23 protein-coding genes are annotated in these 22,123 nt (G+C 28.6%); 10 read left to right on the top strand and 13 right to left on the bottom strand.

All coding sequences use genetic code 11. From position 1 onward, the window contains the following. Positions 1-106 precede the first annotated feature (106 nt). Positions 107-694: an RNA polymerase sigma factor gene (locus AQ1685_RS13535; protein WP_095072990.1), complete on the top strand. Its 588-nt coding sequence runs from the start codon at positions 107-109 to the stop codon at positions 692-694. A 230-nt stretch (positions 695-924) separates the two neighbouring features. On the opposite strand, the gene nth is transcribed toward AQ1685_RS13535, so the two are convergent. After that, positions 925-1,584 (bottom strand): endonuclease III, encoded by a 660-nt coding sequence (nth, locus tag AQ1685_RS13530; protein ID WP_095072989.1) that lies wholly within the window; start codon positions 1,582-1,584, stop codon positions 925-927. Between the two features lie 36 nt (positions 1,585-1,620). Here nth and bcp point away from each other — a divergent pair, with 36 nt between their 5' ends. After that, positions 1,621-2,073, top strand: coding sequence for a thioredoxin-dependent thiol peroxidase (bcp, locus tag AQ1685_RS13525; protein ID WP_095072988.1), 453 nt, complete (start codon positions 1,621-1,623; stop codon positions 2,071-2,073). Positions 2,074-2,136: 63 nt separating this feature from the next. Here the strand turns inward: bcp and AQ1685_RS13520 are convergent, their stop codons facing one another. The 5 genes from AQ1685_RS13520 to AQ1685_RS13500 form a co-directional block, all read right to left on the bottom strand. After that, entirely contained in the window at positions 2,137-3,072 is a 936-nt protein-coding gene (locus tag AQ1685_RS13520) for a sterol desaturase family protein (RefSeq protein ID WP_173862361.1), read from the bottom strand. A 114-nt stretch (positions 3,073-3,186) separates the two neighbouring features. Next, entirely contained in the window at positions 3,187-3,819 is a 633-nt protein-coding gene (locus AQ1685_RS13515; protein WP_095072987.1) for an alpha/beta hydrolase, read from the bottom strand. Between the two features lie 6 nt (positions 3,820-3,825). Next, positions 3,826-4,155 carry a DUF4870 domain-containing protein gene (locus tag AQ1685_RS13510; RefSeq protein ID WP_095072985.1) on the bottom strand — a complete coding sequence of 110 codons (330 nt, stop codon included), beginning with the start codon at positions 4,153-4,155 and terminating at the stop codon, positions 3,826-3,828. Positions 4,156-4,161: 6 nt separating this feature from the next. Beyond that, on the bottom strand, positions 4,162-5,421 hold the full coding sequence (locus AQ1685_RS13505; protein ID WP_095072983.1) for a dihydroorotase: 1,260 nt from the start codon (positions 5,419-5,421) through the stop codon (positions 4,162-4,164). Beyond that, positions 5,418-7,346, bottom strand: a complete 1,929-nt coding sequence (locus AQ1685_RS13500; RefSeq protein ID WP_095072981.1) for a BatA domain-containing protein — start codon at positions 7,344-7,346, stop codon at positions 5,418-5,420. Before AQ1685_RS13500 ends, AQ1685_RS13505 begins: the two co-directional genes overlap by 4 nt. A gap of 114 nt (positions 7,347-7,460) precedes the next feature. Here AQ1685_RS13500 and bshC point away from each other — a divergent pair, with 114 nt between their 5' ends. Beyond that, the gene (gene bshC, locus AQ1685_RS13495) at positions 7,461-9,071 is read left to right on the top strand and encodes a bacillithiol biosynthesis cysteine-adding enzyme BshC (protein ID WP_095072980.1); all 1,611 of its coding nucleotides are present in this window, start codon (positions 7,461-7,463) and stop codon (positions 9,069-9,071) included. 93 nt (positions 9,072-9,164) lie between these two features. Here the strand turns inward: bshC and AQ1685_RS13490 are convergent, their stop codons facing one another. From AQ1685_RS13490 to AQ1685_RS13460, 7 genes are all read right to left on the bottom strand, one after another. Beyond that, positions 9,165-10,064 (bottom strand): M23 family metallopeptidase, encoded by a 900-nt coding sequence (locus tag AQ1685_RS13490; protein WP_095072978.1) that lies wholly within the window; start codon positions 10,062-10,064, stop codon positions 9,165-9,167. Positions 10,065-10,104: 40 nt separating this feature from the next. After that, positions 10,105-11,427 (bottom strand): peptidoglycan DD-metalloendopeptidase family protein, encoded by a 1,323-nt coding sequence (locus AQ1685_RS13485; RefSeq protein WP_095072976.1) that lies wholly within the window; start codon positions 11,425-11,427, stop codon positions 10,105-10,107. After that, positions 11,420-11,803 carry a BlaI/MecI/CopY family transcriptional regulator gene (locus tag AQ1685_RS13480; protein WP_095072975.1) on the bottom strand — a complete coding sequence of 128 codons (384 nt, stop codon included), beginning with the start codon at positions 11,801-11,803 and terminating at the stop codon, positions 11,420-11,422. Before AQ1685_RS13480 ends, AQ1685_RS13485 begins: the two co-directional genes overlap by 8 nt. An 85-nt stretch (positions 11,804-11,888) precedes the next feature. Next, a complete protein-coding gene (locus tag AQ1685_RS13475; protein ID WP_095072973.1) occupies positions 11,889-12,170 on the bottom strand; it encodes a hypothetical protein in 282 nt (93 codons plus the stop codon). A gap of 41 nt (positions 12,171-12,211) precedes the next feature. Beyond that, a complete protein-coding gene (locus tag AQ1685_RS13470; protein WP_095072972.1) occupies positions 12,212-12,748 on the bottom strand; it encodes an RsmD family RNA methyltransferase in 537 nt (178 codons plus the stop codon). Further along, entirely contained in the window at positions 12,749-13,573 is an 825-nt protein-coding gene (locus AQ1685_RS13465) for a DUF3822 family protein (protein ID WP_157730224.1), read from the bottom strand. After that, positions 13,548-14,288, bottom strand: a complete 741-nt coding sequence (locus tag AQ1685_RS13460; RefSeq protein WP_095072969.1) for a sulfite exporter TauE/SafE family protein — start codon at positions 14,286-14,288, stop codon at positions 13,548-13,550. Before AQ1685_RS13460 ends, AQ1685_RS13465 begins: the two co-directional genes overlap by 26 nt. Positions 14,289-14,396: 108 nt before the next feature. Here AQ1685_RS13460 and AQ1685_RS13455 point away from each other — a divergent pair, with 108 nt between their 5' ends. The 7 genes from AQ1685_RS13455 to AQ1685_RS13425 all read left to right on the top strand — a co-directional run bounded on the left by AQ1685_RS13455 (position 14,397) and on the right by AQ1685_RS13425 (position 22,123). Next, positions 14,397-15,821, top strand: coding sequence for an ATP-dependent DNA helicase (locus AQ1685_RS13455; RefSeq protein ID WP_095072968.1), 1,425 nt, complete (start codon positions 14,397-14,399; stop codon positions 15,819-15,821). Positions 15,822-15,989: 168 nt separating this feature from the next. Further along, the gene (locus AQ1685_RS13450) at positions 15,990-18,479 is read left to right on the top strand and encodes a PIG-L family deacetylase (RefSeq protein ID WP_095072965.1); all 2,490 of its coding nucleotides are present in this window, start codon (positions 15,990-15,992) and stop codon (positions 18,477-18,479) included. A 185-nt stretch (positions 18,480-18,664) separates the two neighbouring features. After that, complete coding sequence (locus tag AQ1685_RS13445) at positions 18,665-19,504, top strand: DMT family transporter (RefSeq protein WP_231970191.1); 840 nt, start codon at positions 18,665-18,667, stop codon at positions 19,502-19,504. 368 nt (positions 19,505-19,872) lie between these two features. After that, complete coding sequence (locus tag AQ1685_RS13440) at positions 19,873-20,322, top strand: hypothetical protein (protein WP_095072963.1); 450 nt, start codon at positions 19,873-19,875, stop codon at positions 20,320-20,322. Positions 20,323-20,382: 60 nt separating this feature from the next. Beyond that, positions 20,383-21,429, top strand: coding sequence for a hypothetical protein (locus tag AQ1685_RS13435; protein ID WP_095072961.1), 1,047 nt, complete (start codon positions 20,383-20,385; stop codon positions 21,427-21,429). A gap of 70 nt (positions 21,430-21,499) precedes the next feature. Then, positions 21,500-21,679, top strand: a complete 180-nt coding sequence (locus AQ1685_RS13430; RefSeq protein ID WP_095072959.1) for a hypothetical protein — start codon at positions 21,500-21,502, stop codon at positions 21,677-21,679. A gap of 6 nt (positions 21,680-21,685) precedes the next feature. Beyond that, positions 21,686-22,123: a hypothetical protein gene (locus AQ1685_RS13425; protein WP_095072957.1), complete on the top strand. Its 438-nt coding sequence runs from the start codon at positions 21,686-21,688 to the stop codon at positions 22,121-22,123.

Below are 22,123 nucleotides of genomic sequence, written 5' to 3'. Positions count from 1 at the left end.
CTTTATGTAACCGTTTAAATATCATACGCCTATACAGTAAAACTACTTTAAAAAATTAATGTAATTCCCAAATTGAGATAGTATTATCTCTGTTAAAGTAGTAGTTATGTATAGAAAAACATCTGACGATAGCGTTTTAGTTAAAGAGTATATTAACGGTAAAGAAATCGCACTAGAATTTCTTGTTAAAAAGCATCAACAACGTATTTTTAGTTTTATTTACAGCAAAGTTCAAGATAGAGATGTTGCTGAAGATATATTTCAAGATACCTTTATTAAAGTAATTAAAACCCTTAAAAAAGGAAATTATAACGAGGAAGGAAAGTTTCTACCTTGGGTGATGCGAATTTCCCACAACTTAGTTATTGATTATTTTAGAAAGAATAATCGAATGCCATTTTTTAATAACTCAGATGAATTCGATATTTTCTCAATTATTAGTGATGATGCTTTAAATGCAGAAAAGCGCATTATAAAAGATCAGATTTTATTAGATGTGAAAAATTTAATAGAAGAACTTCCTGAAGAACAAAAAGAGGTGTTGAAAATGAGAATTTATATGGATATGAGTTTCAACGAAATATCTGAAAATACGGGTGTAAGTATAAACACAGCATTAGGAAGAATGCGTTATGCTTTGATAAATATCAGAAAATTAATTGATAAGAATAAAATAATTTTAGTGAACCAGTAATAAATTGTAAAGTTTAGCGTTATTATTAGTAATTAAACGATAAATTACTTATATGGCACAAATTTACTCTGAAAGATCATCCGACTTTAGGATGAACCCAAAAAAATCAACAATACAATTTATATTAAACTTTTCCAAAAGCTTCAAAACAGTAAGAACAAATAACGATGTTCTCATTGAATTGAATTTGAATTAAGAGTGAAAAAGCTTCAGTGTGAACTGGAGCTTTTTTATTTTTTCTTCTTTTTGTTGTATTCTGTAATTACAGTTTTTCTTCCAATTGCACTAGTAATTATATCATTATCTAAATTCCAACCTCTTGCAGGACAATACTCTCTACCATAAAAAATAATTTGTAAATGTAGTTTATTCCAAATTTCTTTAGGAAATAAACGTTTTGCGTCCTTTTCTGTTTGTGCAATACTTTTTCCGTTAGATAAATTCCAACGATACATTAAACGATGAATATGTGTATCAACAGGGAATGCAGGGATGTTAAATGCTTGAGCCATCACTACACTAGCTGTTTTATGTCCGACCGCCGGTAGTGCTTCTAAGGCTTCAAAACTTTTCGGAACTTCTCCATTATGTTTTTCTATTAAAATTTGAGACAAACCATAAATTCCTTTCGATTTCATGGGGGAAAGTCCAACAGGTTTTATAATTTCCCTGATTTCATCAACAGATAATTGTATCATATCATAAGGATTATCTGCACGCTCAAAGAGTAAAGGTGTAATCTTATTTACACGTTCGTCAGTACTCTGAGCAGACATTAAAACGGCGATTAATAATGTATAAGGATCTGTATGATCTAAAGGAATAGGAGTTTCTGGATATAATCGCTCTAAAGTATCAATTACAAACTGAACTTTTTCTGTTTTGTTCATTTTTTCAGTATTTTTACTTAACAAAAATACCGAATTATGACAACACTTAAAATAGGAGATAACGCACCAAATTTTGAAGCTAAAGATCAAGCTGGAAATACTATCAAATTAGAGGATTACAAAGGAAAAAAGTTAGTTGTTTTCTTTTACCCTAAAGCAAGTACGCCTGGTTGTACAGCAGAAGCTTGTAACTTAAGAGATAATTATGAAACTTTTCAAGCGCAAGGATATGAGATTTTAGGAGTAAGTGCAGATAGTGCAAAGCGTCAACAAAACTTTATTAACAAGCACGAATTACCATTTCCTTTGTTAGCTGATGAAGATAAATCTGTAATTAATGCATTTGGAGTTTGGGGACCAAAAAAGTTTATGGGAAAAGAATATGATGGAATTCACAGAACTACGTTTGTAATTGATGAAAATGGTGTTTTAACTGATGTTATCGCTAAAGTAAAAACTAAAGCTCACGCAGAGCAAATTTTAGGATAATTTATCAACCAAAAACTGTAATAATAAAAAAACGCTACAGATTTCTGTAGCGTTTTTTTATTATTATTTATCTAACTTTAATTCTCTTTGAAGTTCTTTACTAGTTTTAGAACTTCCATCATGACTCCAACCTGGAGGCATAAAAACATATTTCAAACGAGTTCCTAAAGGCAAATCTTTTTTATTATGAAAAAAGTCTTTAAAAATATCTTTCCATTCATGGAAAATGATATTAACAGGTCCTTTATCATCTAAAGGTTTTGTTAATCCGAATTTTAATTTTTCGTATTCCATTTCCTCTTCCTCAGCTTGGAATGTACCAAATATTCTATCCCAAATAATTAAAAACATTCCCATGTTTTTATCTAAATATTTTATGTTAGAAGCATGGTGAACTCTGTGATGAGAAGGAGTAACAAATATATATTCCCAAGCTTTTAGTAAAAAACCTACAAATCCTTTTCTTTTTGTTGGTTTTATAAAGTTCGTGTGACATAGAGTACCATAATTCTGATTCATCGCATAAGCAAACATAATATGTAATGGTTGAATTCCTATTAAAATTAAAGGAATTAAAAACATAAAGCGATAAAATGGCTGTAGAACAGGTGAACGGAATCCTGTAGAAATATTATAGTATTCTGAGTTATGATGTGTAACATGAACAGCCCAGAAAAATCTTGAATGATGATCTACATAATGATGTACATAGTACAAGAAATCTTGACCAACAAATGCTATAAACCAGTATAAAAATCCAGTACCTTCCCAATTAATAAAACGATAATCGTAGAAGAAGTCCATTACCACAAACGAAGTAGCATACATCAATGTGTCTAAAAAGACATTAACTAACGCAAAATATACGTTGGTCGAAACATCTTTAAACTCATAATTTTTAGCTTTTCGTTTATAGCTAAAATACATCTCAACACCAATGGCTAAAGCACAAATTGGAACAAACCATATATAAGCATTTTGGTGAGTGAAAATATCCATATAAAAAAATTTAGGTTAAAAAGATAGTAGTTATCTAAGTTTAATCACGTGCAAAGGTAAGCTATATCTCTGTTTAAAAGAATTTATTAAACATAGAAATTGCTTATACTAAGATTATAACCTCTTATCGATCCAGTCTTTAAAACTGTAAAAGTTCTGAGGAGCAACACCATGCCCAACAGGATATTCATGAAATTCGTTTTGTAAATTCAGTTTATTTAAGAAATCTGGAGTCTTTTTAGCCCAAGCAAAAGGAATTACTTGATCTACGATTCCATGGGAAACATAATAATCTGTTGTAATATCTGCAGAAATTTCTTTAGGAATTAAGTCTTCTAATAAATATCCGCTTAATGCAACTACGTGTTGAACTTTGTTAGGATAACGTAAACTTAATCCGTAACTTAAAATTGCACCTTGGCTAAATCCGAGTAAAAATGTTTTATTAGTGTTGTATTTTGCCTTTATTTCATCAATAAAAGCAGCAATTTTATCAACAGATTCACTAGCTTGTTTCGTATCTGAAAATTTATCGTTATTTGCATCAAAATTTATAGCATACCAAGCATAACCTCCATAGCCCATTTCATAAGGAGCTCTAACAGTTATAATTAATAATTCATCTGATAATTCTTCAGCAAAAGAAAATAAATCGTCTTCATTACTTCCATATCCGTGAAGTAAAATTAAAACATTCGGATTTTCAGGAGCAACTTTCGGTGCTCTCTCCTTATAAAATAAACTCATTAAATATTATAAACTTTTAAACCAATCTTGGAAATAATCTCCAAAAACAGGAACTTTTTTTTCTTCACCATTAATAGCTCCCATAAGTCCGATAAACCATAGTACGGCTAGTAAAGCAGAAATAGTCCAAGAGGCAATTCCTCCAAAAAATCGATAAATTACCCAGCTATTGATTAGTGAAAGTAGATTTAAACCAATCATTTGTCTAATGTGAAAGCTCGTAAAAGAATTCTTTTTAGAACTATTTAAGATGAAAGCGATAATTGTTCCGATTATAGTAATATAACTAATAATAGCATTAGTTTTTCCTTGCTCGATCGTTGTTAAATTCTTCATTATAGATTAGGTGTTTAAAATTAATTGTTGGTTAGCATATATTCCATACGCTTTACCTTTAAGTTTTTCACCTATAAATATACTGTTTTTTGAAGTTGATAGGATATCATTTTCATTAAAAACAATTTCTGATTCTGCAGTAAACAGAGTAAGCTCTGCCTTAGAATCAATAGTTACAGAAGTATTATCAATTCCAAAGATAGATTTAGGATTTGTACTTAAACATGTAACAATAGTTTCTAAATCAAAAATCGAATTTAATGCCCCAAAAGCAGTTTCTAAACCTATAGTTCCATCTTTTGCAATAGAGAATTCTACTTTTTTCTCTTCAATATCAATAGGATTATGATCTGAAGTAATGATATCGATAGTTCCGTTTTTTACACCTTCAATTAAAGCTAAACGATCTTCCTCTGTTCGTAATGGAGGGTTTACTTTTACTCTAGCATCAAAACCAATCAATTTTTCATCAGTTAATAAAAGATTGTGTACAGCAGTGCTACAAGTAACATTTAAACCTTTACTTTTTGCTGCTTTAATAAGTGCTACCGATTTTTTAGTAGAGATGGTTGGAATGTGTAATTTTCCTCCAGTATATTCCAATAAAAATAAGTCTCTAGCAATTTGAATTTCTTCTGCTAAAGCAGGAATACCTTTTAAACCTAATCGTGTTGCATTAACACCTTCATGTGCGACACCCTCACCAGCGATTTTCTTGTTTTTGGGAAAACTTAAAACTAAACCATCGAAATTTTGAGCATAAAGCAATGCGATTTTCAAAAGGTTGTCATTTTCTACTGGTTTCTTATAATCACTAAAAGCAATAGCTCCAGATTGTTGCATATCATACAATTCTGCCATTTCAATACCTTCACATTTTTGTGTTAAAGCACCAATTGGATGGAGTGTTACTGCCTTGTTAGTAGCTTTATGAATTAAATATTCTACAGCAGATTTAGAATCTGTAATAGGTTGTGTGTTTGGATTTACAGCCACTCGTGTGAAGCCAGATTTAGCTGCAACTGAAAGTCCGTTTTCAATAGTCTCTCTTTCTTCATAACCAGGTTCACCGAAACTAACGCTAGTATCAAACCAGCCAGTAGAAACATGTAAATTATCAAGAGTTATTGTATTGTAATTTTCTTCGGTATCAATAGTATCACTGATTTCAGTAATGACACCATTTGAAATTAAAATGTCTTTTACGCTATTGTGAAAAGGACTTGAAGGATCTATTATTTTCGCTGATTTTAAAAGCGTGATCATACTTTAAAGTATTTTAGAATCAAAATTTCTAGCAACAAAGATACAATGGCAAGAATTAAAAACCATTTCCAAAACCAATGAACTTTGTATTTATCTTCAATTTTTTTGAAATTATCTTCTAGAGAGTTATTTACACTAATATTTTCCTTTTTCAAACTATGGATGTTTAAATAGTTTAGTGAGCTTTCGATAGAAGGATTGTTATAAGCAATAGTTTGAATTTTTAAATTTCCTTTTTCAATGGTATAAAAGCCTTTACTATCAGGTAATTCATTAGTGCTTAATTTTACTTTCGTTTGAAAAGTTTGTTGTAATGGAATAAAAGAATTATTGGTGTTCTTAATTGTTAAGATATCATCTTTTTCTAATTGAGTAGCGATTTCTATAGTATTAGGTTGAGCTAATGTGTAATATAATTTAGACAGCTTTAAACTCTGTTTTCCCATATTGTAAAATACAGGCACAACTAACGGTGAATTGGTAAAATTACTTTTCTCTTTGTTTAAAGGAGAAGAAAACCAATATACTTTACTAGAAGAAGAAATTATTTCTTGTACAAAAGGTTCATTATTTTCATAATCGATAACACTACTAGATCTATTCATCTTTGTGTTAAACGTAGTTGTTGTAGTAGGATACTGAAAATTTGTTACCTTTTTATCGAAAACATTTTTAAATAAAGGATGGTTAAAATTAATTTTAGTGATTTTTAAGGAATCAATTTTCTTACTCAATAATCTCCCAACTCCTAAACGTTCTAGTAATCTGTTGTACGATTTAAACTCTGATTTTGCATTTGGAATAATTGCTATGCTTCCACCATTTTTTGTGTAATCAATTAAACTTCTTTGCAAGCTTTCAGGAAGCTTGTCGATTTCATTTAAAACGATAAGTTGTTGTTGATTTAAAGTGCTGTAATTTACATTTTGTAATGTAGAGCTTGTGAATTTGAAATCTTGTTCAGTATAAATTCTTGACAAGAAATCATTATCATTTCCAATAGCTAAAACATTAATTTTTTCGTTAGAATTGATAGAAAAAAAGAATTCATTATCAAACTCAAAAGTGTCATTATGATCAAGTTTTACAATTCCATTAAAATTGCTCATATCTTCAATAGCAAAAGAAATTGTCTTTTCAGCATTTTTTTCAATAGCAAAAGTTTGTTTACTTATCAGTTCTTCACCATTGTAAATTGCTACAGGAATATTTTCTTTTAATGTACCTTGATTTTTAATATTGATATTTATGGTATTCTTTGCATTTGTATTAGTAGATAAATACACACTGTCTATTGCTAAATTTTCTCTTTTTTCTGGTAATATTTGAGTTAGAGAAAGAGTAGAAGATATTGTATTGAAGGCTTCATCTTTGATATTTTGAAAATCTGAAACTAAAATATATTCTGTTGCTCCATTAATATTTGATAGCTTTAGTAAAACGTCGCTGATTGATAAACTTTGAACAGAGTTCTTTGTGTTTAGTACGATTTTCTTCAATTCATCCCCAGAAATATTCTGATAAATATTAGAATTGGTTAAAAGTGAATATGTATTATTTGGAGTAATATTTTCTGCAATTTCTTGACTAGCAATCTTTAAGATATTTCCTTTAGAGCCTTTCGAATTAGTACTTAAAGAATTATCCAAATAAATGGCAACATGATTTTCTGTATCTACACTTTCATTACTAAAAAACGGTTGAGCAAAAGCTAACACTAGAGCAGTTATTAATACTAAACGAGTACATAAAATCAGCCACTTTTTTAGTTGTGAACTTTTTCTATTTTTAATTACTAAATCCTCTAAAAATGCAACATTAGTGAAAGGGACTTTTTTGAATTTTCGTAATTGAAAAAGGTGAACTAAGATGGGAATGATTAATAGAAATAAGAAATATAAAATTTCAGGATGTTTAAATTGCATTATAGACTATTTATAGTGTAAAAATAGAAAATAGATTTAATAAAGTTTTGTTAAGATGAATTCAAGTTCTAACCAAAGTATTAAATTTGTTACTTTACCCAAAACAATTAGCTAATGTCGTTAACCGATAGTGAGTGTAGTACTTACATACCGTTTCAAAAAACTGGTTTTTTTTCTAAAATGATGTGTGATTATTTAGAGCAATCAGAAAAATTAACTAGTTTTTATCACAATTTTCCTAATTCAGAAGGCTTTAAAAATCAAATATTAGAAAAAAAACAAACATTTTCTAAAATCAATAGAACTGTTTTAGTTGAAGTTTTAAAGACTCAATATGCAAAGGAAAATATTTCTGAAAGTACAAGTGCTAATATCGAGTTACTCGCTAACGAAAATACATTTACAGTAACAACAGGACATCAGTTAAATCTTTTCACAGGCCCGTTATATTTTTTATACAAGATTATTTCTGCAATCAATTTAGCAGAAGAGTTGAAGGAAAAACATCCAAACGATAATTTTGTTCCAATATATTGGATGGCTACTGAAGATCATGATTTTGAGGAGATTAATTATTTTAACTTCAAAGGAAAAAAAGTTCAATGGAATTCAGATCAGGTTGGAGGAGTAGGTCGTTTTAATACAGGAGGGTTATCTGAAGTATTTGAAGCTTTTTCTAATGAATTAGGAAATTCTAGAAATGCTGAATTTTTAAAAGAGTTGTTTTCTGAAGCTTATATCAAACACGATAATTTAGCTAATGCAACACGATATATAGCGAATTCTTTATTTGCTGAATTTGGATTAGTAATTATTGATGCAGATGATCCTAAATTAAAGTCGTTGTTCAAATCGTATATCATAAAAGATTTACTAGGTTCGGTTTCATATAAACATGTTTCTGAAACAAATACAAGTTTAGAGGAGAATTACAAGATTCAGGTAAACCCTAGAGAAATTAACTTGTTTTATCTAACGGACAATTTAAGAGAGCGAATAATTCTTGAAGAAGGAGTGTATAAAGTCAATAATACAGATTTAAGTTTTTCTGAAGAAGAAATCTTAAAAGAGGTAGAAAACTATCCTGAACGATTTTCACCAAATGTAATTATGAGACCTTTATATCAAGAAGTTATTTTACCAAACTTATGCTATATCGGTGGAGGAGGAGAGCTAGCTTATTGGATGCAATTAAAAACGTATTTTGAAGCTGTAGCGGTTCCTTTTCCTATTCTTTTATTACGTAATTCTGTTCAGGTAATAAGTAAGAAACAATTTGGTAAATTAGAAAGACTTTCTATTTCTGTAGAAGAATTATTTTTTAAACAACAGGATTTATTAGCTAAAAAAGTAAATGAAAATGCTGAGGTCAGTTTTAATTTTGAACAACAAAAAAATATACTAGAGCAACAATTTTCAGACTTAAGAGTTGTGGCATCACAAACTGATGCTTCATTTATCGGAGCTGTAAATGCACAAGAGAAAAAACAATTAAAAGGTTTAGAAAATCTACAAAAACGTTTACTTAGAGCAGAGAAAAGAAAGCAATCGGATCTAGTTGAAAGGATTACGAAGCTTCAAAGTGCTATACTTCCAAATTTAAGTTTAGAAGAGCGAAAACGTAACTTTTCTGAATACTACTTAGAGTATGGAGATGATTTCATACAAACTTTAAAACAAGAACTGAAACCATTACAGTTGGAGTTTTTTGTTTTGGTAAAATAAAAACAAACTAACTTTTACAACATAATAAAAAGAGAACCTAAATAATTTCAGGTTCTCTTTTTTGTTTAATCTATTGAGGAATAATTTAAAATATTATATAATTAATTTTTGTCCAATTCTTAAAGTTGTTGTTTTTCTAATTTTATTTGTTTTACAAATACGACTTATAGAAGTTCTATTTCTGTAAGCGATACCAGATAGCGTATCACCACTTTTTACAATATAAACCTTGCGTTTTCGGTTTTTATAAGCTAAAGCTTTTTCATAAGAATCTAATGTTACAAGTCTGCTTTGTCTTTTAGAACTATGATAGTAAGTTTTCGCCCAATCTCTAGTTACCCATAGATTTTTACCGCGAATTTTATGATCGCTACTAAAATCTAATAAATATTCAGGGTTGATAGCAATTCCTTTATATCTAGTTTCTAAATGCAAATGACTACCTCTAGATCTACCAGAATTTCCTCCTAAAGCGATAACTTGTCCTTTTTTAACGAATTCATTCTTCTTTACTTTAAATCCAGATAAATGCGCATAAACTGTCTCTAAACCATTATTATGTCGTATTACGACAGTTCTTCCATATCCTGAACTTCTACCAGCAAATCTAACTTTACCAGGTAAAATGCTAAAGACACTATCTCCTATCACTAAATCTATGTCAATTCCTCTATGTGGTCTATTTCTTCTCCATCCATATCGAGAAGTAATTACATATTTTTTCGATATTGGTGAAGCATACGTGCTATCTGAAAATTCAATTTTAAAAGGAAATTTAATATTAGTGTTTCTGTAAGCTGTAAATTGAGTAGTAACCCAGTTTTCAGCAAAGCATTCATCATTTAAATCCTTTATCATTTTATCTTTTTCTAAAGAATCTGTTTGTATATAATTAATATAATTCTTTACAATTTTGGTGTTTTTAAGTTTTTTCTGCCCAATCATATTTATACTATTGCAAAGAATGAATAGTAGACATATCGTTTTTTTCATTTTTAAATAAGAATGTAGTTTTAGTTTTTATTGGTTTTACTTATTCTAAGTAGTTTATTGGATTTACATAAATACCGTTATGTTTTATGGCGTAATGTAAATGAGGACCTTTAATAAGACCTGTTTTTCCTGTGTAACCTATTATTTCTCCTTTTTTAACAAATTGATTTTTTTTGCATTTAAATTTATTTAGGTGTGCATATAGAGTTTCATAGCCATTTGCGTGTTTTATGATAATTAAATTTCCCCAATTGCCTTCAAAAGAAGCACTAGTTACGACACCATCTGAAGAAGCAAATATTGGTGTGTTCACCTTAGCTTTAAAGTCTATACCATTATGAATTTTAGCTTTTAGTTTTTTGAAAAGTTTTCTATTTATACCAAAATGAGAGGTGATATACGGTTTCGGACTTCCTTTTAAAGGATATATAAAACTATTGTTTTTACTTGTTTTATCAGTTGCGATATTAGTCTCTAGAGTTTTAGTAACAGAAAACTCTCTTTTGGTAAATGAAAGCAAGCAAACAAAACAAATAGGAATTAAAATAAGATATTTAAATCTTAAAAGATTATTTGTTTTTGATTTACAGATCATTTCAACTCTATTTTTAATCATAGATTGATTAAAATAACTGTATAAGTTTTTGTTGTAGCTATTATTAATGGTGTAAAGTAATAGTTGTAAATATTCTGTTGTACTGATGTTTTTATCTTTTAATACTCTAGCGTCAACTTGGTATTCATGAACAGCAGATAGTGTTTTTCTGAATAAATAAACAACAGGATTAAACCAAAAGAAAGCAATAAATATTTCAGTAACTAAACGATCTAATGTATGATGAAAATTAGCATGCTGTTTCTCATGGTCTATAATAATTTTCTCAGATTGATGTGTCGACTCAAATGGTATAAATATCCAATTAAAAAAAGAAAATGTTTCTTTCGTTTCACAATAGATCAACTGATACTTATTTGCGTGTTTTACAATAGCGTTTTTTCTTAACTTATATAAATGAAAAATCGCTTTTAGAGTTTTGTAAAAGGAAATAAGAATACCAATTGCATAAAAGATACTTAATAGTTTAATGTAATTAAACTCAGAAAAATGTGTAATATAGTTTGTTGAGTTCGTACTAAAAGTTTCCGAATGCATTTCATTAAAAGCAGGAATATTAGATGGGATAACTTCAAATGAGTATATACTTTTAATAAAAGGGATACTCATAGAAATAGGAATAATCATTAAAAGAACAAACCTATTTAAATTATGAAAAGTATACTTGCTTAGCATGAAGCGAAATATAGAATAAAGTAATACGAATATTAAACTTACTTCCAATAAGTATATCAAATGATTATGCATTTTGATCTTTTATTTTTTGAATTTTTTCTTCAATTAATAATTTAATTTCCTCTAATTCTGAAAGATTTAAGTTTTCATTTTCAGTAAAATATGAGGCGAATTTACCTGATGAACCGTTAAAAAAGCTATAGATAACATCTTGCATATATTCATTGAAATATTTTTTTTTGGTTATTAGAGGATAATATTCTCTAGTTTTTCCAAATGTTTTATAGTCTATAAATTGTTTTTTTACCAAAACACGAACTACAGTAGAAATAGTAGTGTAGGCAGGTTTAGGTTCAGGAAATTCATCTACAATATCTTTTAGGAAGGCTTTTTTTAGCTTCCACAGATAATGCATTATTTGTTCTTCAGGTTTGGTTAATTTATTCATGTTGCGAATATATAAAAAGAATTACTATAACTATAGTTGTAGTAATAAAAAATATGTTAAAGTAATTTAAAGAGCTAGAAAAAGGTTAGTGAAGCTGAAATATGATTCCTAATAATAACAAAATAGGAAGTATTAATGAAACAACAATTGCTATTGAATTTAAAATTAAACCAATAGAGAAATTCATTTCATAAGAGCTAATTACATTTACTATAGAAGTAATAAATAAAATAATACAGATGATTAATACCAATACTCTATGTTGAAATATATAAAAATTAAAATTTTTGCTATCTAAAAAATTGAAAATTAGAATTGCTAAACCAGCTAAAAAGACTGGATATAAAGTAAGAAAAGCCTTTTTCATCAATCCAAATAGGTAAAGAAATAGATTAAGTTTATTTCTTTTTAATTATCGAAGAAACTAAAAACATTACCACCGTAGCGCTTTTCATAACTATACTTAGGATGATTTGATAAATCTGTATGTTTAGAATGTTCAACGATTAGAACACCTTCTTCATTTAGAAGTTCTTTTTCAAAGACTAAATCAACAATTTTTAAAAATTTCTCTACTTCAAAATCATAAGGCGGATCAGCGAAAATAACATCAGTTTTTAAAGCTGTTTTTTCTAAAAACTTAAATACATCACTTTTAAATGTTGTAATGTCTAATTCTAAATCTTTGGCCGTTTTATTAATGAATTTCACACAACCAAAATGCGCATCTACAGCATAAATGGTTTCTGTTCCTCTCGAAGCAAATTCATAACTAATATTTCCAGTACCTGCAAAAAGATCTAAGACAGAAATAGAATCAAAATAGTAAAGATTATTAAGAATATTAAATAACGATTCTTTAGCCATATCCGTAGTAGGTCGAACAGGTAAATTCTTTGGTGCAGAGATTCTTTTACTTTTATATTTTCCTGAAATTATTCGCATTTAAGATAAAAGGGTATAGTGTGAGTGTTTAAAAAAGTATTCAGACTTTTCAAAAAAGTCATGATTCGGCTTTAAAAATTCTATGTTTTTAATATAATCTTGACTAATCTTATATATTTCATAGTCATTAATAATGTTACCTGAAAAATATAAGGTTAACTCATTAGGATCTAATTCTAATTGTTCAATACAAAATAAGATATAATAAATAAAATCCTCTTTTGTATTGTAAAAAAACGAATTGTATAAATTAAATTCTCCGTTCTTTAAGATAACAACATCCATATTAGCATAAGAAACATTTACAAATATAGCATTGTCTTTAAATTGTTCTTTTTGTTTTAAAACTTCATCAATAAATAGAGTTGAATGATGTTTAAATTCGAATTCACCGAAGTTTTGAAACAGAAAATTATTAACGTTTACGTAAGGAATATAAACATTTTTAGCATCAAAATTTAAATCATCATACACGACCAAATCAGATGATAATGTTTGAATAGTATAATTTAAATAAGATTTTAAATGATCTTCATCAAACAAATCATTTGGTACTACGGTAGAAAGTTTATTCTGATGTACAGCAGTAACTTTATCAAAGTTTACTTGTAAATCTTTATCAGACTCAAAAACTTGATTTATTTTTTCCAGTAGTAAGTTAGGCGTATTTAATCTTTCTTTGAATACGTACTCTGTTACTACTAAAATTTCATTAGTAGGAATATCTTTAATACAAAAAGAAAATCCATCCAAACTAAATTGGATGGACAACTTTTTATGTTGAGATATGATTTCTTTATTATTCTTTTGTTTCAGCTTTTGCATCGCCTTTGTCATAATATGGAGGCCAGTTACCACCAGTAGAAACTTCATTTAAAGATCCAACAGATACAAATGCACCTTTAATTTGATCCGCTTCAATAGCTTCTAATTCTTGCTTTACAAGATGTCTTGGTAATCCTTTTAAGATAACTTCCTTTTCTATTTTAGCTTCAAATACAGGTACAAATAAACCAGCAACTTTCTCAATAGTACTTGTTTCTAATTTAAATTCTTTATCTGTATCAGGTACTTTAAACATATCGCCATATTTTCTATCTTTAAAGTAATCTATGATTTTTTCGTACTTAGAAATACGCTCTTTACGGATAGATTTCTTTTCTGTGATACCACCACCAACATTAACAATAGTATCTTGTTCGTATACTTCTACAATTGGTAAAGAATCTTTTTCAATAAAGTAGATTAAAGAATCTTTATTACTTGCGTAACTATTCTTAACATCTTTATACTTAATTTGAGCGTCTCTAATTAACTTTAATTGATCTACTACTTTAGCATAACGTTTCTTCTTTTCAATATCAAATTTTATTGGCTCCATTATCCCACCATAAATTAAATATACTAAGTATGCAGAAATAGCCAATAATATTATTGAAACTAAACCTCTAAGTTTAAGTGGAACAAATTTTACTATGACGTATGCTAATAGGAAAACACCTATTAAAGATCCTATAAGTAGAATTAAAAATGCTAACATTGTTTTTAGATTTTTTTTTAAGTATGATAATCGCAAATCTACAATTTTTTTTCAATCATGAAAACAAATATTTAATAATACATTTACCTTTGTAATTTTATTTTAAATATGATTAAATCTGCTAACGATTTCCATAAAGAGATAATTCAGAAATTTTCTTACGATCCAACCCAAAAACAATTGGAGTTAATAGATCAATTAGCTGAATATATTTTTAATACTGATACAAATAAATTATTCTTATTGAAAGGGTATGCAGGTACAGGTAAAACCACGGTAATCAGTACGGTAGTTCACAGTTTATGGAAAGCAGGAAAGAAAGCTGTCTTATTAGCACCTACAGGAAGAGCAGCAAAAGTAATCTCAGGATATTCAAAAAGACAGGCTTTTACAATCCACAAAAAAATATATTTTCCGAAGAAGCAAAGTAATGGTGGAATTAGTTTTGTAATGCAACCGAACAAGCATACAAATACGATTTTTATTGTAGATGAAGCCTCAATGATCTCAGATCAAGTACAAAATGCAAAGTTATTTGAGAACGGATCTTTGTTAGATGATTTAATATCTTATGTGTATTCTGGCAAAAATTGCAAATTGATTTTTATCGGAGACACAGCACAGCTACCTCCTGTAAAATTAGATGTAAGTCCAGCCTTAGATGCAGATAAATTATCACTTAACTTTAATAAGAATGTTAATGAAATTGAGTTAGATGAAGTAGTTCGTCAGCAGCAAGATTCTGGAATTTTGGCAAATGCAACAGATTTAAGATTATTAATTCAAAATGAAGGAATTGATTTTCAATTCGATGTTAATTTCCCAGATATTATTCGTTTACAAGATGGATATGAAATTCAAGATGCCATTACAGATGCTTATGATGGTGATATAGGTGTTGAAGATACAGCAATTATTGTGCGTTCAAACAAAAGAGCAAACCAATATAATTCACAAATTCGAACAAAAATACGTGGACAGGAGAATGAAATTTCTGTTGGTGATTATGTTATGGTTGTTAAAAACAACTATTTCTGGTTGAAAGATTCTTCATCAGCAGGTTTTATAGCAAATGGAGATATTTGTGAGGTAATGCGAATTAGTGATATCAAAGAGTTATATGGTTTCAAATTTGCAGAAGTAACGATTAGAATGATTGATTACCCAGATATGAAACCTTTTGATACAGTATTACTTCTAGATACACTTACTAGTGAGAGTCCTTCATTAACTTATGAGGAATCTAACCGATTATATGAAGCTGTAAAAGAAGATTTTGCTCACGAAAAATCTAAGTTTAAACAATTTATGGGAGTAAAAAAGAACAAGTATTTTAATGCTTTACAAGTAAAGTTTTCTTATGCTATGACTTGCCATAAATCTCAAGGAGGTCAATGGAAAACCATTTTTATTGAACAACCATATTTACCAGATGGTAGTAGTGTAGAATATTTACGCTGGTTATATACAGCAGTTACAAGGGCACAAAATAAATTATATCTAATTGGTTTTAAAGATGAATGGTTTGTGTAGTTTTTTAATAATTGATTATCAGTTCGTTTACAGCTAAAAAAGACATATTGCCGTGTTTTTACTTTATGCGTACACTTTATGAACTTATAAAATGTTAGTGTTTTGTTAAACTCAATGAGTTAGAATGGTAAAAAGATTACATTTGTTTGTCAATCTTAACTATTAAAAATGAACAAAAAGATACTAGTTAGCCTTTCATTTTTGCTGATTACCTTATCCGTTTTAGGTCAAAAACCCAAAAAATTAAATACAAATCAAATCTATGAGAAAGTACAAAAGCTAAACTTTCTTGGTTCTGCATTGTATGTAGCTGCACATCCAGATGATGAAAATACCCGTTTAATTGCTTACTTAGCTAATAAAGTAAAAGCAAGAACATCTTATTTATCATTAACAAGAGGAGATGGAGGACAAAATTTAATTGGTCCAGAAATTAGAGAGCTTTTAGGTGTAATTCGTACCCAAGAATTATTAGCTGCCAGAGGAGTAGATGGAGGAGAACAACGTTTTTCTAGAGCTAATGATTTTGGATTTTCTAAACACCCGGATGAAACGTTAAATATCTGGGATAAAGATAAAGTTTTAGCAGATGTAGTTTGGGCAATTCGTACCTTTAAACCAGATGTTATTATCAATAGGTTTGATCATAGAACTCCAGGAACTACTCATGGTCATCATACAACTTCTGCAATGTTAAGTGTTGAAGCTTTTGATTTAGCTGCTGATCAAACAAAGTATCCAGAACAATTAAAGTATACATCTACTTGGCAGCCAAATAGTTTGTATTTTAATACATCTTGGTGGTTCTACGGAAGCAGAGAAAACTTTGAAAAAGCAGATAAAAGTAAAATGTTAAATTTTGATATAGGGGTTTATTATCCTTTGAAAGGAGTTTCTAATAATGAATTAGCTTCTTTAGCAAGTAGTCAACACTTATGTCAAGGTTTTGGGAGATTAACTACTAGAGGAGGACAAACAGAATATGTTGAGTTTTTAAAAGGAAAGTTTCCAAAAGACAAGAAAGATATATTCTCGGGAATTAATACTACTTGGAATAGAGTATCAGGTGGAGGAGCTATTGGTGATATTTTATATGATTTAGAAAAGAACTTCGATTTTGTAAATCCGTCAAAGCATTTACCAAGTTTATTAAAAGCTTATCAATTAATTGATGGTTTAAAAGACGAACATTGGAAAGCAATTAAATCTAAAGAAATAAAAGAAATTATAGAAGCTTGTGCGGGATTATATCTAGAAGCTTCTGCAAAAACTTCAAGTACAACTCCAAATTCAGATATAAAAGTAGATTTTGAAGCTTTAAATAGAAGTGGAGCTTCTATGGATTTAACTTCTATTGAATGGTTACCAAGTAAAAAAGTTGTCAATAAAGACATAGCTTTATCTGATAATAAAAGAAAAAACTTTACTGAAACTATTGCTGTAGGAAGTTTAGAATATTCTGCACCTTATTGGTTAGTAGATAACTGGGGACTTGGTATGTATACAGTAAAAAATCAAGAATTAAGAGGAAACCCAGAAACATCTCGTCCGATTCAAGTGAAGTTTAATTTAATGATTGAAGATACTTCAATTTCATTTACTAAAAATGTAGTACGAAGATATTCACAAAGAGATAAAGGAGAGATTTATGAACCTTTTGAAATCTTACCTAAGGTTACCACTAAGCTAAGAGATAAAGTACTTATTTTTTCTAATAGTGATTCTAAAGAAGTAGCTGTAGAAGTTAGATCTGGTGAGGCAAATACATCTGGGAAACTGGCTCTACAAGTACCTAATGGATGGTCTGTAACTCCAAAAGAAGCTCCATTCAATATCGACCAAAAAGGAGATAAACGTGTAATCAAGTTTAAGGTTTCTCCTTCAAAAGCACAATCTGAAGGCTATATAAAAGCTATCGCAACTGTTGGAAACAAGAACTTTGATAAAGAATTAATCGAAATAACTTACAATCATATTCCAAAGCAATCTGTTTTATTACCGTCAAAAGCAAAAGTAGTACGCTTAAATATTAAAAAGGAAGGTAAAGAAATAGGTTATATACAAGGATCTGGAGATGCTGTACCAGAAAGTTTACGTCAGATCGGATATAACGTTACAGAGATTACTCCAGAAGAAATTAACGAATCTACTTTAAATAAATTTGATGCTGTAGTTGTAGGAATCAGAGCTTACAACACCAAAAAAGTATTACAGTTCAAACAAAAGCATTTATTAGCATATGTAAAAAATGGAGGAAATGTTGTTGTACAATATAACACAAACAGAAGAGTAGATGTAAAACCTCCTTACGATTTACAATTATCTAGAGATAGGGTTACAGATGAACATGCAAAAGTTGAAGTTTTAGCCAAAGAACATTTGGTGCTAAATTATCCTAATAAAATTTCAGATAAAGATTTTGAAGGTTGGGTTCAAGAACGTGGTTTATATTTTCCAAATAAATGGGCCAATGAGTTCACTCCAATTTTAGCGATGAATGATAAAGGAGAATCAACAAAAAAAGGAAGTTTATTAGTGGCTAAATATGGAAAAGGAAATTACATCTACACAGGATTAAGTTTCTTTAGAGAACTTCCAGCAGGAGTTCCTGGAGCTTACCGATTATTTGCAAATTTACTTTCAGTAAAAGAAAATTAAGAATAATAATATGTACAATTAAATATAAGAGCGAAGTGAAAACTTCGCTTTTTTATTTGTTTAACTTTTCAAATGTTTAATGATAGAAATAAAAGTTAAGATGAGTTTAATTCTATAGTTAATTGGTATAATACATTTTTAAAGAATAAGTTTGTTTTTATTAAAACTCTTAAAGGATTTTTTTGATGAAAAAAGCAATTTATTTAATGTTATTAAGTGCATTATGCTTCACAGTTATGAATGTTTTTGTAAAGTATTTATCAGGATATTCAACTTATCAAAAAGTATTTTTTAGAGCTATCGGGTCACTAGTTTTTACCATGGGATACCTATTGTATTATAAAATTCCTATAGGAGGAAAACAAAAAAAGCTTTTAATATTAAGAGGATTAGTTGGAGTAACTTCTATGGGATTGTTCTTTGCATCTACAGATTATTTATCTATAGGAACTGCTGTTTCTTTACGATATACTTCACCAATTTTTGCTGCAATTTTAGCAGTGTTTTTTTTAAAAGAAAAAATTTTCAAGTTGCAATGGGTCTACTTTATTTTAGCGTTTGTAGGAGTATTGTTAATTAAAGGTTTTGATAATGAGATTAATATTATTGGATTATCCTTAATATTAATTTCTGCTTTTTTTAGCGGTTTAGTTTATGTGGTTATTTCAAAAATAGGAACCAAAGATCATCCTGTAGTAATTGTGAATTATTTTATGTGGATTTCTACAATTTTGGGAGGAGTTTTATCTATTTCAAACTGGAAAACTCCTCAAGGAAACGATTGGTTTATTTTACTAAGCTTAGGTCTTTTTGGTTATTTCGGACAGTTATTTATGACCAAAGCTTATCAGTTAGGGTCAGCAAACAAAATCGTACCTCTAAAATACGTAGAGGTAATTTTTACTATGATTTTAGGAATGATTTGGTTTGGAGATCAATATCCATTGCTAAGTGTTTTAGGAGTTTTATTAGTTATTGTTGCTTTAATATTGAATGTTTTGTTCAAACAGAAAGTTAAGGGATAATAGTTCTTACGAAAATAAGTTGCTCTTCTACAAAAATAAATCGAAATAGAATTATACGTTAAAACTGGTATAATTTAGTTGAAAACTTTAAAACCGAATTATGTTTGTTTATTTATCATTTACAGTGTTAACCTTAGTTTTATTTGGGATATTTCTGGAACTTAAAAATAAGTTTAGAAGAAAATTAATTTTAAATCCTTGTAATAACAACTCAAAAAAATAGGCTGTAAGTCATAAACTATTGATGAAAAATTAAGGACAAGAAAAGTCTTTATCTTTGATTGTATTCATTTCAAACTGGAATTAAAAGGTTACCGTATTTTAAAAAGAGATTGAATGCTAATTAATAAATTAAAATTGAACCAGCTATGGCGGTGAAAACAAAAACAGAAAAGACAGCAATTTTTATTGTAGTATCGTTTTTAATCATCTTATTTACCGGATTATTGTATTTAAATATTGGTTATTTAGTTACTCATCTATTTGGTGAAAAAAAATCTTTTGAAATCAATAAAGTTAGTTATGCAAAAAGAAAAAGAAGTCATTTATATAAGCATAAGAAGAAAGCCAGTTATTATGTAGAGTTTAATGGTTTTTCAAAACAAATTCTTACGGAAGTAGCAAAACCTCAAAAAGGAGAACAAGTTTACAAAGAACGAATAGGAGAAACTGTTCAATTGTATTACCACTCATTTTTTGGATTAAGTGTAGGACATAACGATGGATTAAAGATGCAATTCGGAATTTTCTTCTTTTTACTACTATTAGATTTTGCTTTCATCAAGGCGATGCAATTTGAGTTTTTTCCAAAGAAATAATATCAACAAAATAAACTTCTTAAAAGAGAAAAGACAATTACAACAACAATTTCTACGTAAATGAAATTAAAAAGTAAAATAGTAATCTTTGTAGCTTTATTAATGCTTATACTTTATTGGATTAGCTCAATAACAGAAGGGAAATATTATAAGAGTTATAGTCCAGATGGTCAGTACAGTATATACGCTTCAAGAAATAAATTTTTCAATTTTAATTTTCCATTCGCAAAGTTTGGAGATGCTGCTGGAAAAATTCATCTGTATGATGAATTAAAAGAAAAGTTAATCACTTCACGTTCTGTAGAAATGATTTCTTTAGTCGATGATCATTTTTTTTGGAGTGAAGAAGAATTGTATATGAAAGCAAGAATGTATATTAAATTACCTAGAAAAATAGATCCAAGAATTATACGTCAATACGATAAATCATATCCTGTGAAATATGCTTGGACAGTTTCAGCTGGAGAGAAGTCATATACAGTTACAGAAAATAGAAGTAGATTGACAGTGAAGGATATGAAAGGAGCCTTAATATTTAAAAATATTAAGGCTATTTATTCAATACCTAATGGGTTTCAAGTTTTAACTAACGATACAAAAATAGAATACTATGATGCTAATTTATTTAAGATTAAAGGAGTTTTAAGCCAAGATAAAGATAGTGTATCCGATGTTATATACAATCTTAAGATAGAAGAAGGAAATGAAAATTATCTTGTGAAAAAGAGAGCAGATTTTTCTAATTACAAAGTGATAAATACGATATCAAAAAATAATGTAAATGCAATTTATTTTATAAATAAGAAGCGAGAAATACAGAGTAGAAAAGATAGTTATGAAAATGAAGTTGTTATTATAGACTACGGAACATACTTTGGAGTTTTATCTGAAAAGCACGGAATTTCGTATTTTGATACTGTAGATATTAACAGCAAACCTATTAAAGTTAGTAGAGAAGGATTAGTAGGATATTATGGTACAACTTCAGTAATTTTTAAAGCAATAAAACCTTTTGAATTTAATCTAGCAGCTTTTGAAAAACTTAATCAGTATGGAAAAATTGAAACAGGTTATGTAGATACTGAAGGGAAAATTTATTATAATTAGATATAGCTAAAAAGTGAAAATAACTTCTTTAATATTTTACCTTTTGACGCCTTTTATAGTATGGGCAAACATGGCAAAACCATGGAGCGATGCTGCTGTAAATTCTGTTCTTATTTCAGACGGAAATTGTATTGTGTTAAAAGAAAATATTGATATTAGAATTTTACCTTCAAATGAACATGTAGCATATATAGCTTCTTACAGAGTTGTTTATTTAAGAAAATCTGAAGTTAGTTTTAAAAAGAGTTAAAGAGAAATGAAAGAACTGAAAAAAGTAGTATTCTCAATAATTTTAAGTTTAGGTATGATAACTGATGACTTTTTAATTTTTGAATATATTTGTGATTATCCAGAGCTAGGGCCTAGATTTTATGGTTTCCCTTTTGTACAAGAAACAAATACCACTTGGGTGAATTCAATGTCTGGTGAAATTTATCTCTTCGGATTTCTAGGGAATTTTATATTCTGGATTGTATTATTTAGAATTTTAATCCAACTATTTATAAAACTGAAGCAAACTGTCATAATAAAACTCATACAAGTTTTAGTGTCAGTCCTTAGTCTGTTTTACACATATGCTTATTTTTTAGCTATCGATTGGAGATTGAGTTTAACACACGATAATTTTAAATTACACTATTATCAATCAGAACCTAGCTGTAAGAAAATCTTCAAATTTTCAAGATGGGAATAA

The organism is Tenacibaculum jejuense (genome assembly GCF_900198195.1).
Classification (GTDB): domain Bacteria; phylum Bacteroidota; class Bacteroidia; order Flavobacteriales; family Flavobacteriaceae; genus Polaribacter; species Polaribacter jejuensis.
Note: the sequence above shows the minus strand (reverse complement) of the source record. Positions and strands in the feature narration are given on the sequence as shown.

Bases quoted from the DNA above. Each gene is read 5' to 3' on its own strand.
- AQ1685_RS13490 (WP_095072978.1), bottom strand. From the start codon at position 10,064: ATGAAAAAAACGATATGTCTACTATTCATTCTTTGCAATAGTATAAAT.
- AQ1685_RS13500 (WP_095072981.1), bottom strand. From the start codon at position 7,346: ATGCAATTTAAACATCCTGAAATTTTATATTTCTTATTTCTATTAATC.
- AQ1685_RS13445 (WP_231970191.1), top strand. From the start codon at position 18,665: ATGAAAAAAGCAATTTATTTAATGTTATTAAGTGCATTATGCTTCACA.
- AQ1685_RS13455 (WP_095072968.1), top strand. From the start codon at position 14,397: ATGATTAAATCTGCTAACGATTTCCATAAAGAGATAATTCAGAAATTT.
- AQ1685_RS13535 (WP_095072990.1), top strand. From the start codon at position 107: ATGTATAGAAAAACATCTGACGATAGCGTTTTAGTTAAAGAGTATATT.
- AQ1685_RS13425 (WP_095072957.1), top strand. From the start codon at position 21,686: ATGAAAGAACTGAAAAAAGTAGTATTCTCAATAATTTTAAGTTTAGGT.
- AQ1685_RS13475 (WP_095072973.1), bottom strand. From the start codon at position 12,170: ATGAAAAAGGCTTTTCTTACTTTATATCCAGTCTTTTTAGCTGGTTTA.
- AQ1685_RS13470 (WP_095072972.1), bottom strand. From the start codon at position 12,748: ATGCGAATAATTTCAGGAAAATATAAAAGTAAAAGAATCTCTGCACCA.
- AQ1685_RS13435 (WP_095072961.1), top strand. From the start codon at position 20,383: ATGAAATTAAAAAGTAAAATAGTAATCTTTGTAGCTTTATTAATGCTT.
- AQ1685_RS13430 (WP_095072959.1), top strand. From the start codon at position 21,500: ATGGCAAAACCATGGAGCGATGCTGCTGTAAATTCTGTTCTTATTTCA.
- AQ1685_RS13480 (WP_095072975.1), bottom strand. From the start codon at position 11,803: ATGAATAAATTAACCAAACCTGAAGAACAAATAATGCATTATCTGTGG.
- AQ1685_RS13450 (WP_095072965.1), top strand. From the start codon at position 15,990: ATGAACAAAAAGATACTAGTTAGCCTTTCATTTTTGCTGATTACCTTA.
- AQ1685_RS13505 (WP_095072983.1), bottom strand. From the start codon at position 5,421: ATGATCACGCTTTTAAAATCAGCGAAAATAATAGATCCTTCAAGTCCT.
- AQ1685_RS13460 (WP_095072969.1), bottom strand. From the start codon at position 14,288: ATGTTAGCATTTTTAATTCTACTTATAGGATCTTTAATAGGTGTTTTC.
- AQ1685_RS13510 (WP_095072985.1), bottom strand. From the start codon at position 4,155: ATGAAGAATTTAACAACGATCGAGCAAGGAAAAACTAATGCTATTATT.
- AQ1685_RS13515 (WP_095072987.1), bottom strand. From the start codon at position 3,819: ATGAGTTTATTTTATAAGGAGAGAGCACCGAAAGTTGCTCCTGAAAAT.
- bcp (WP_095072988.1), top strand. From the start codon at position 1,621: ATGACAACACTTAAAATAGGAGATAACGCACCAAATTTTGAAGCTAAA.
- AQ1685_RS13465 (WP_157730224.1), bottom strand. From the start codon at position 13,573: ATGCAAAAGCTGAAACAAAAGAATAATAAAGAAATCATATCTCAACAT.
- AQ1685_RS13485 (WP_095072976.1), bottom strand. From the start codon at position 11,427: ATGCATAATCATTTGATATACTTATTGGAAGTAAGTTTAATATTCGTA.
- AQ1685_RS13520 (WP_173862361.1), bottom strand. From the start codon at position 3,072: ATGGATATTTTCACTCACCAAAATGCTTATATATGGTTTGTTCCAATT.
- nth (WP_095072989.1), bottom strand. From the start codon at position 1,584: ATGAACAAAACAGAAAAAGTTCAGTTTGTAATTGATACTTTAGAGCGA.
- bshC (WP_095072980.1), top strand. From the start codon at position 7,461: ATGTCGTTAACCGATAGTGAGTGTAGTACTTACATACCGTTTCAAAAA.
- AQ1685_RS13440 (WP_095072963.1), top strand. From the start codon at position 19,873: ATGGCGGTGAAAACAAAAACAGAAAAGACAGCAATTTTTATTGTAGTA.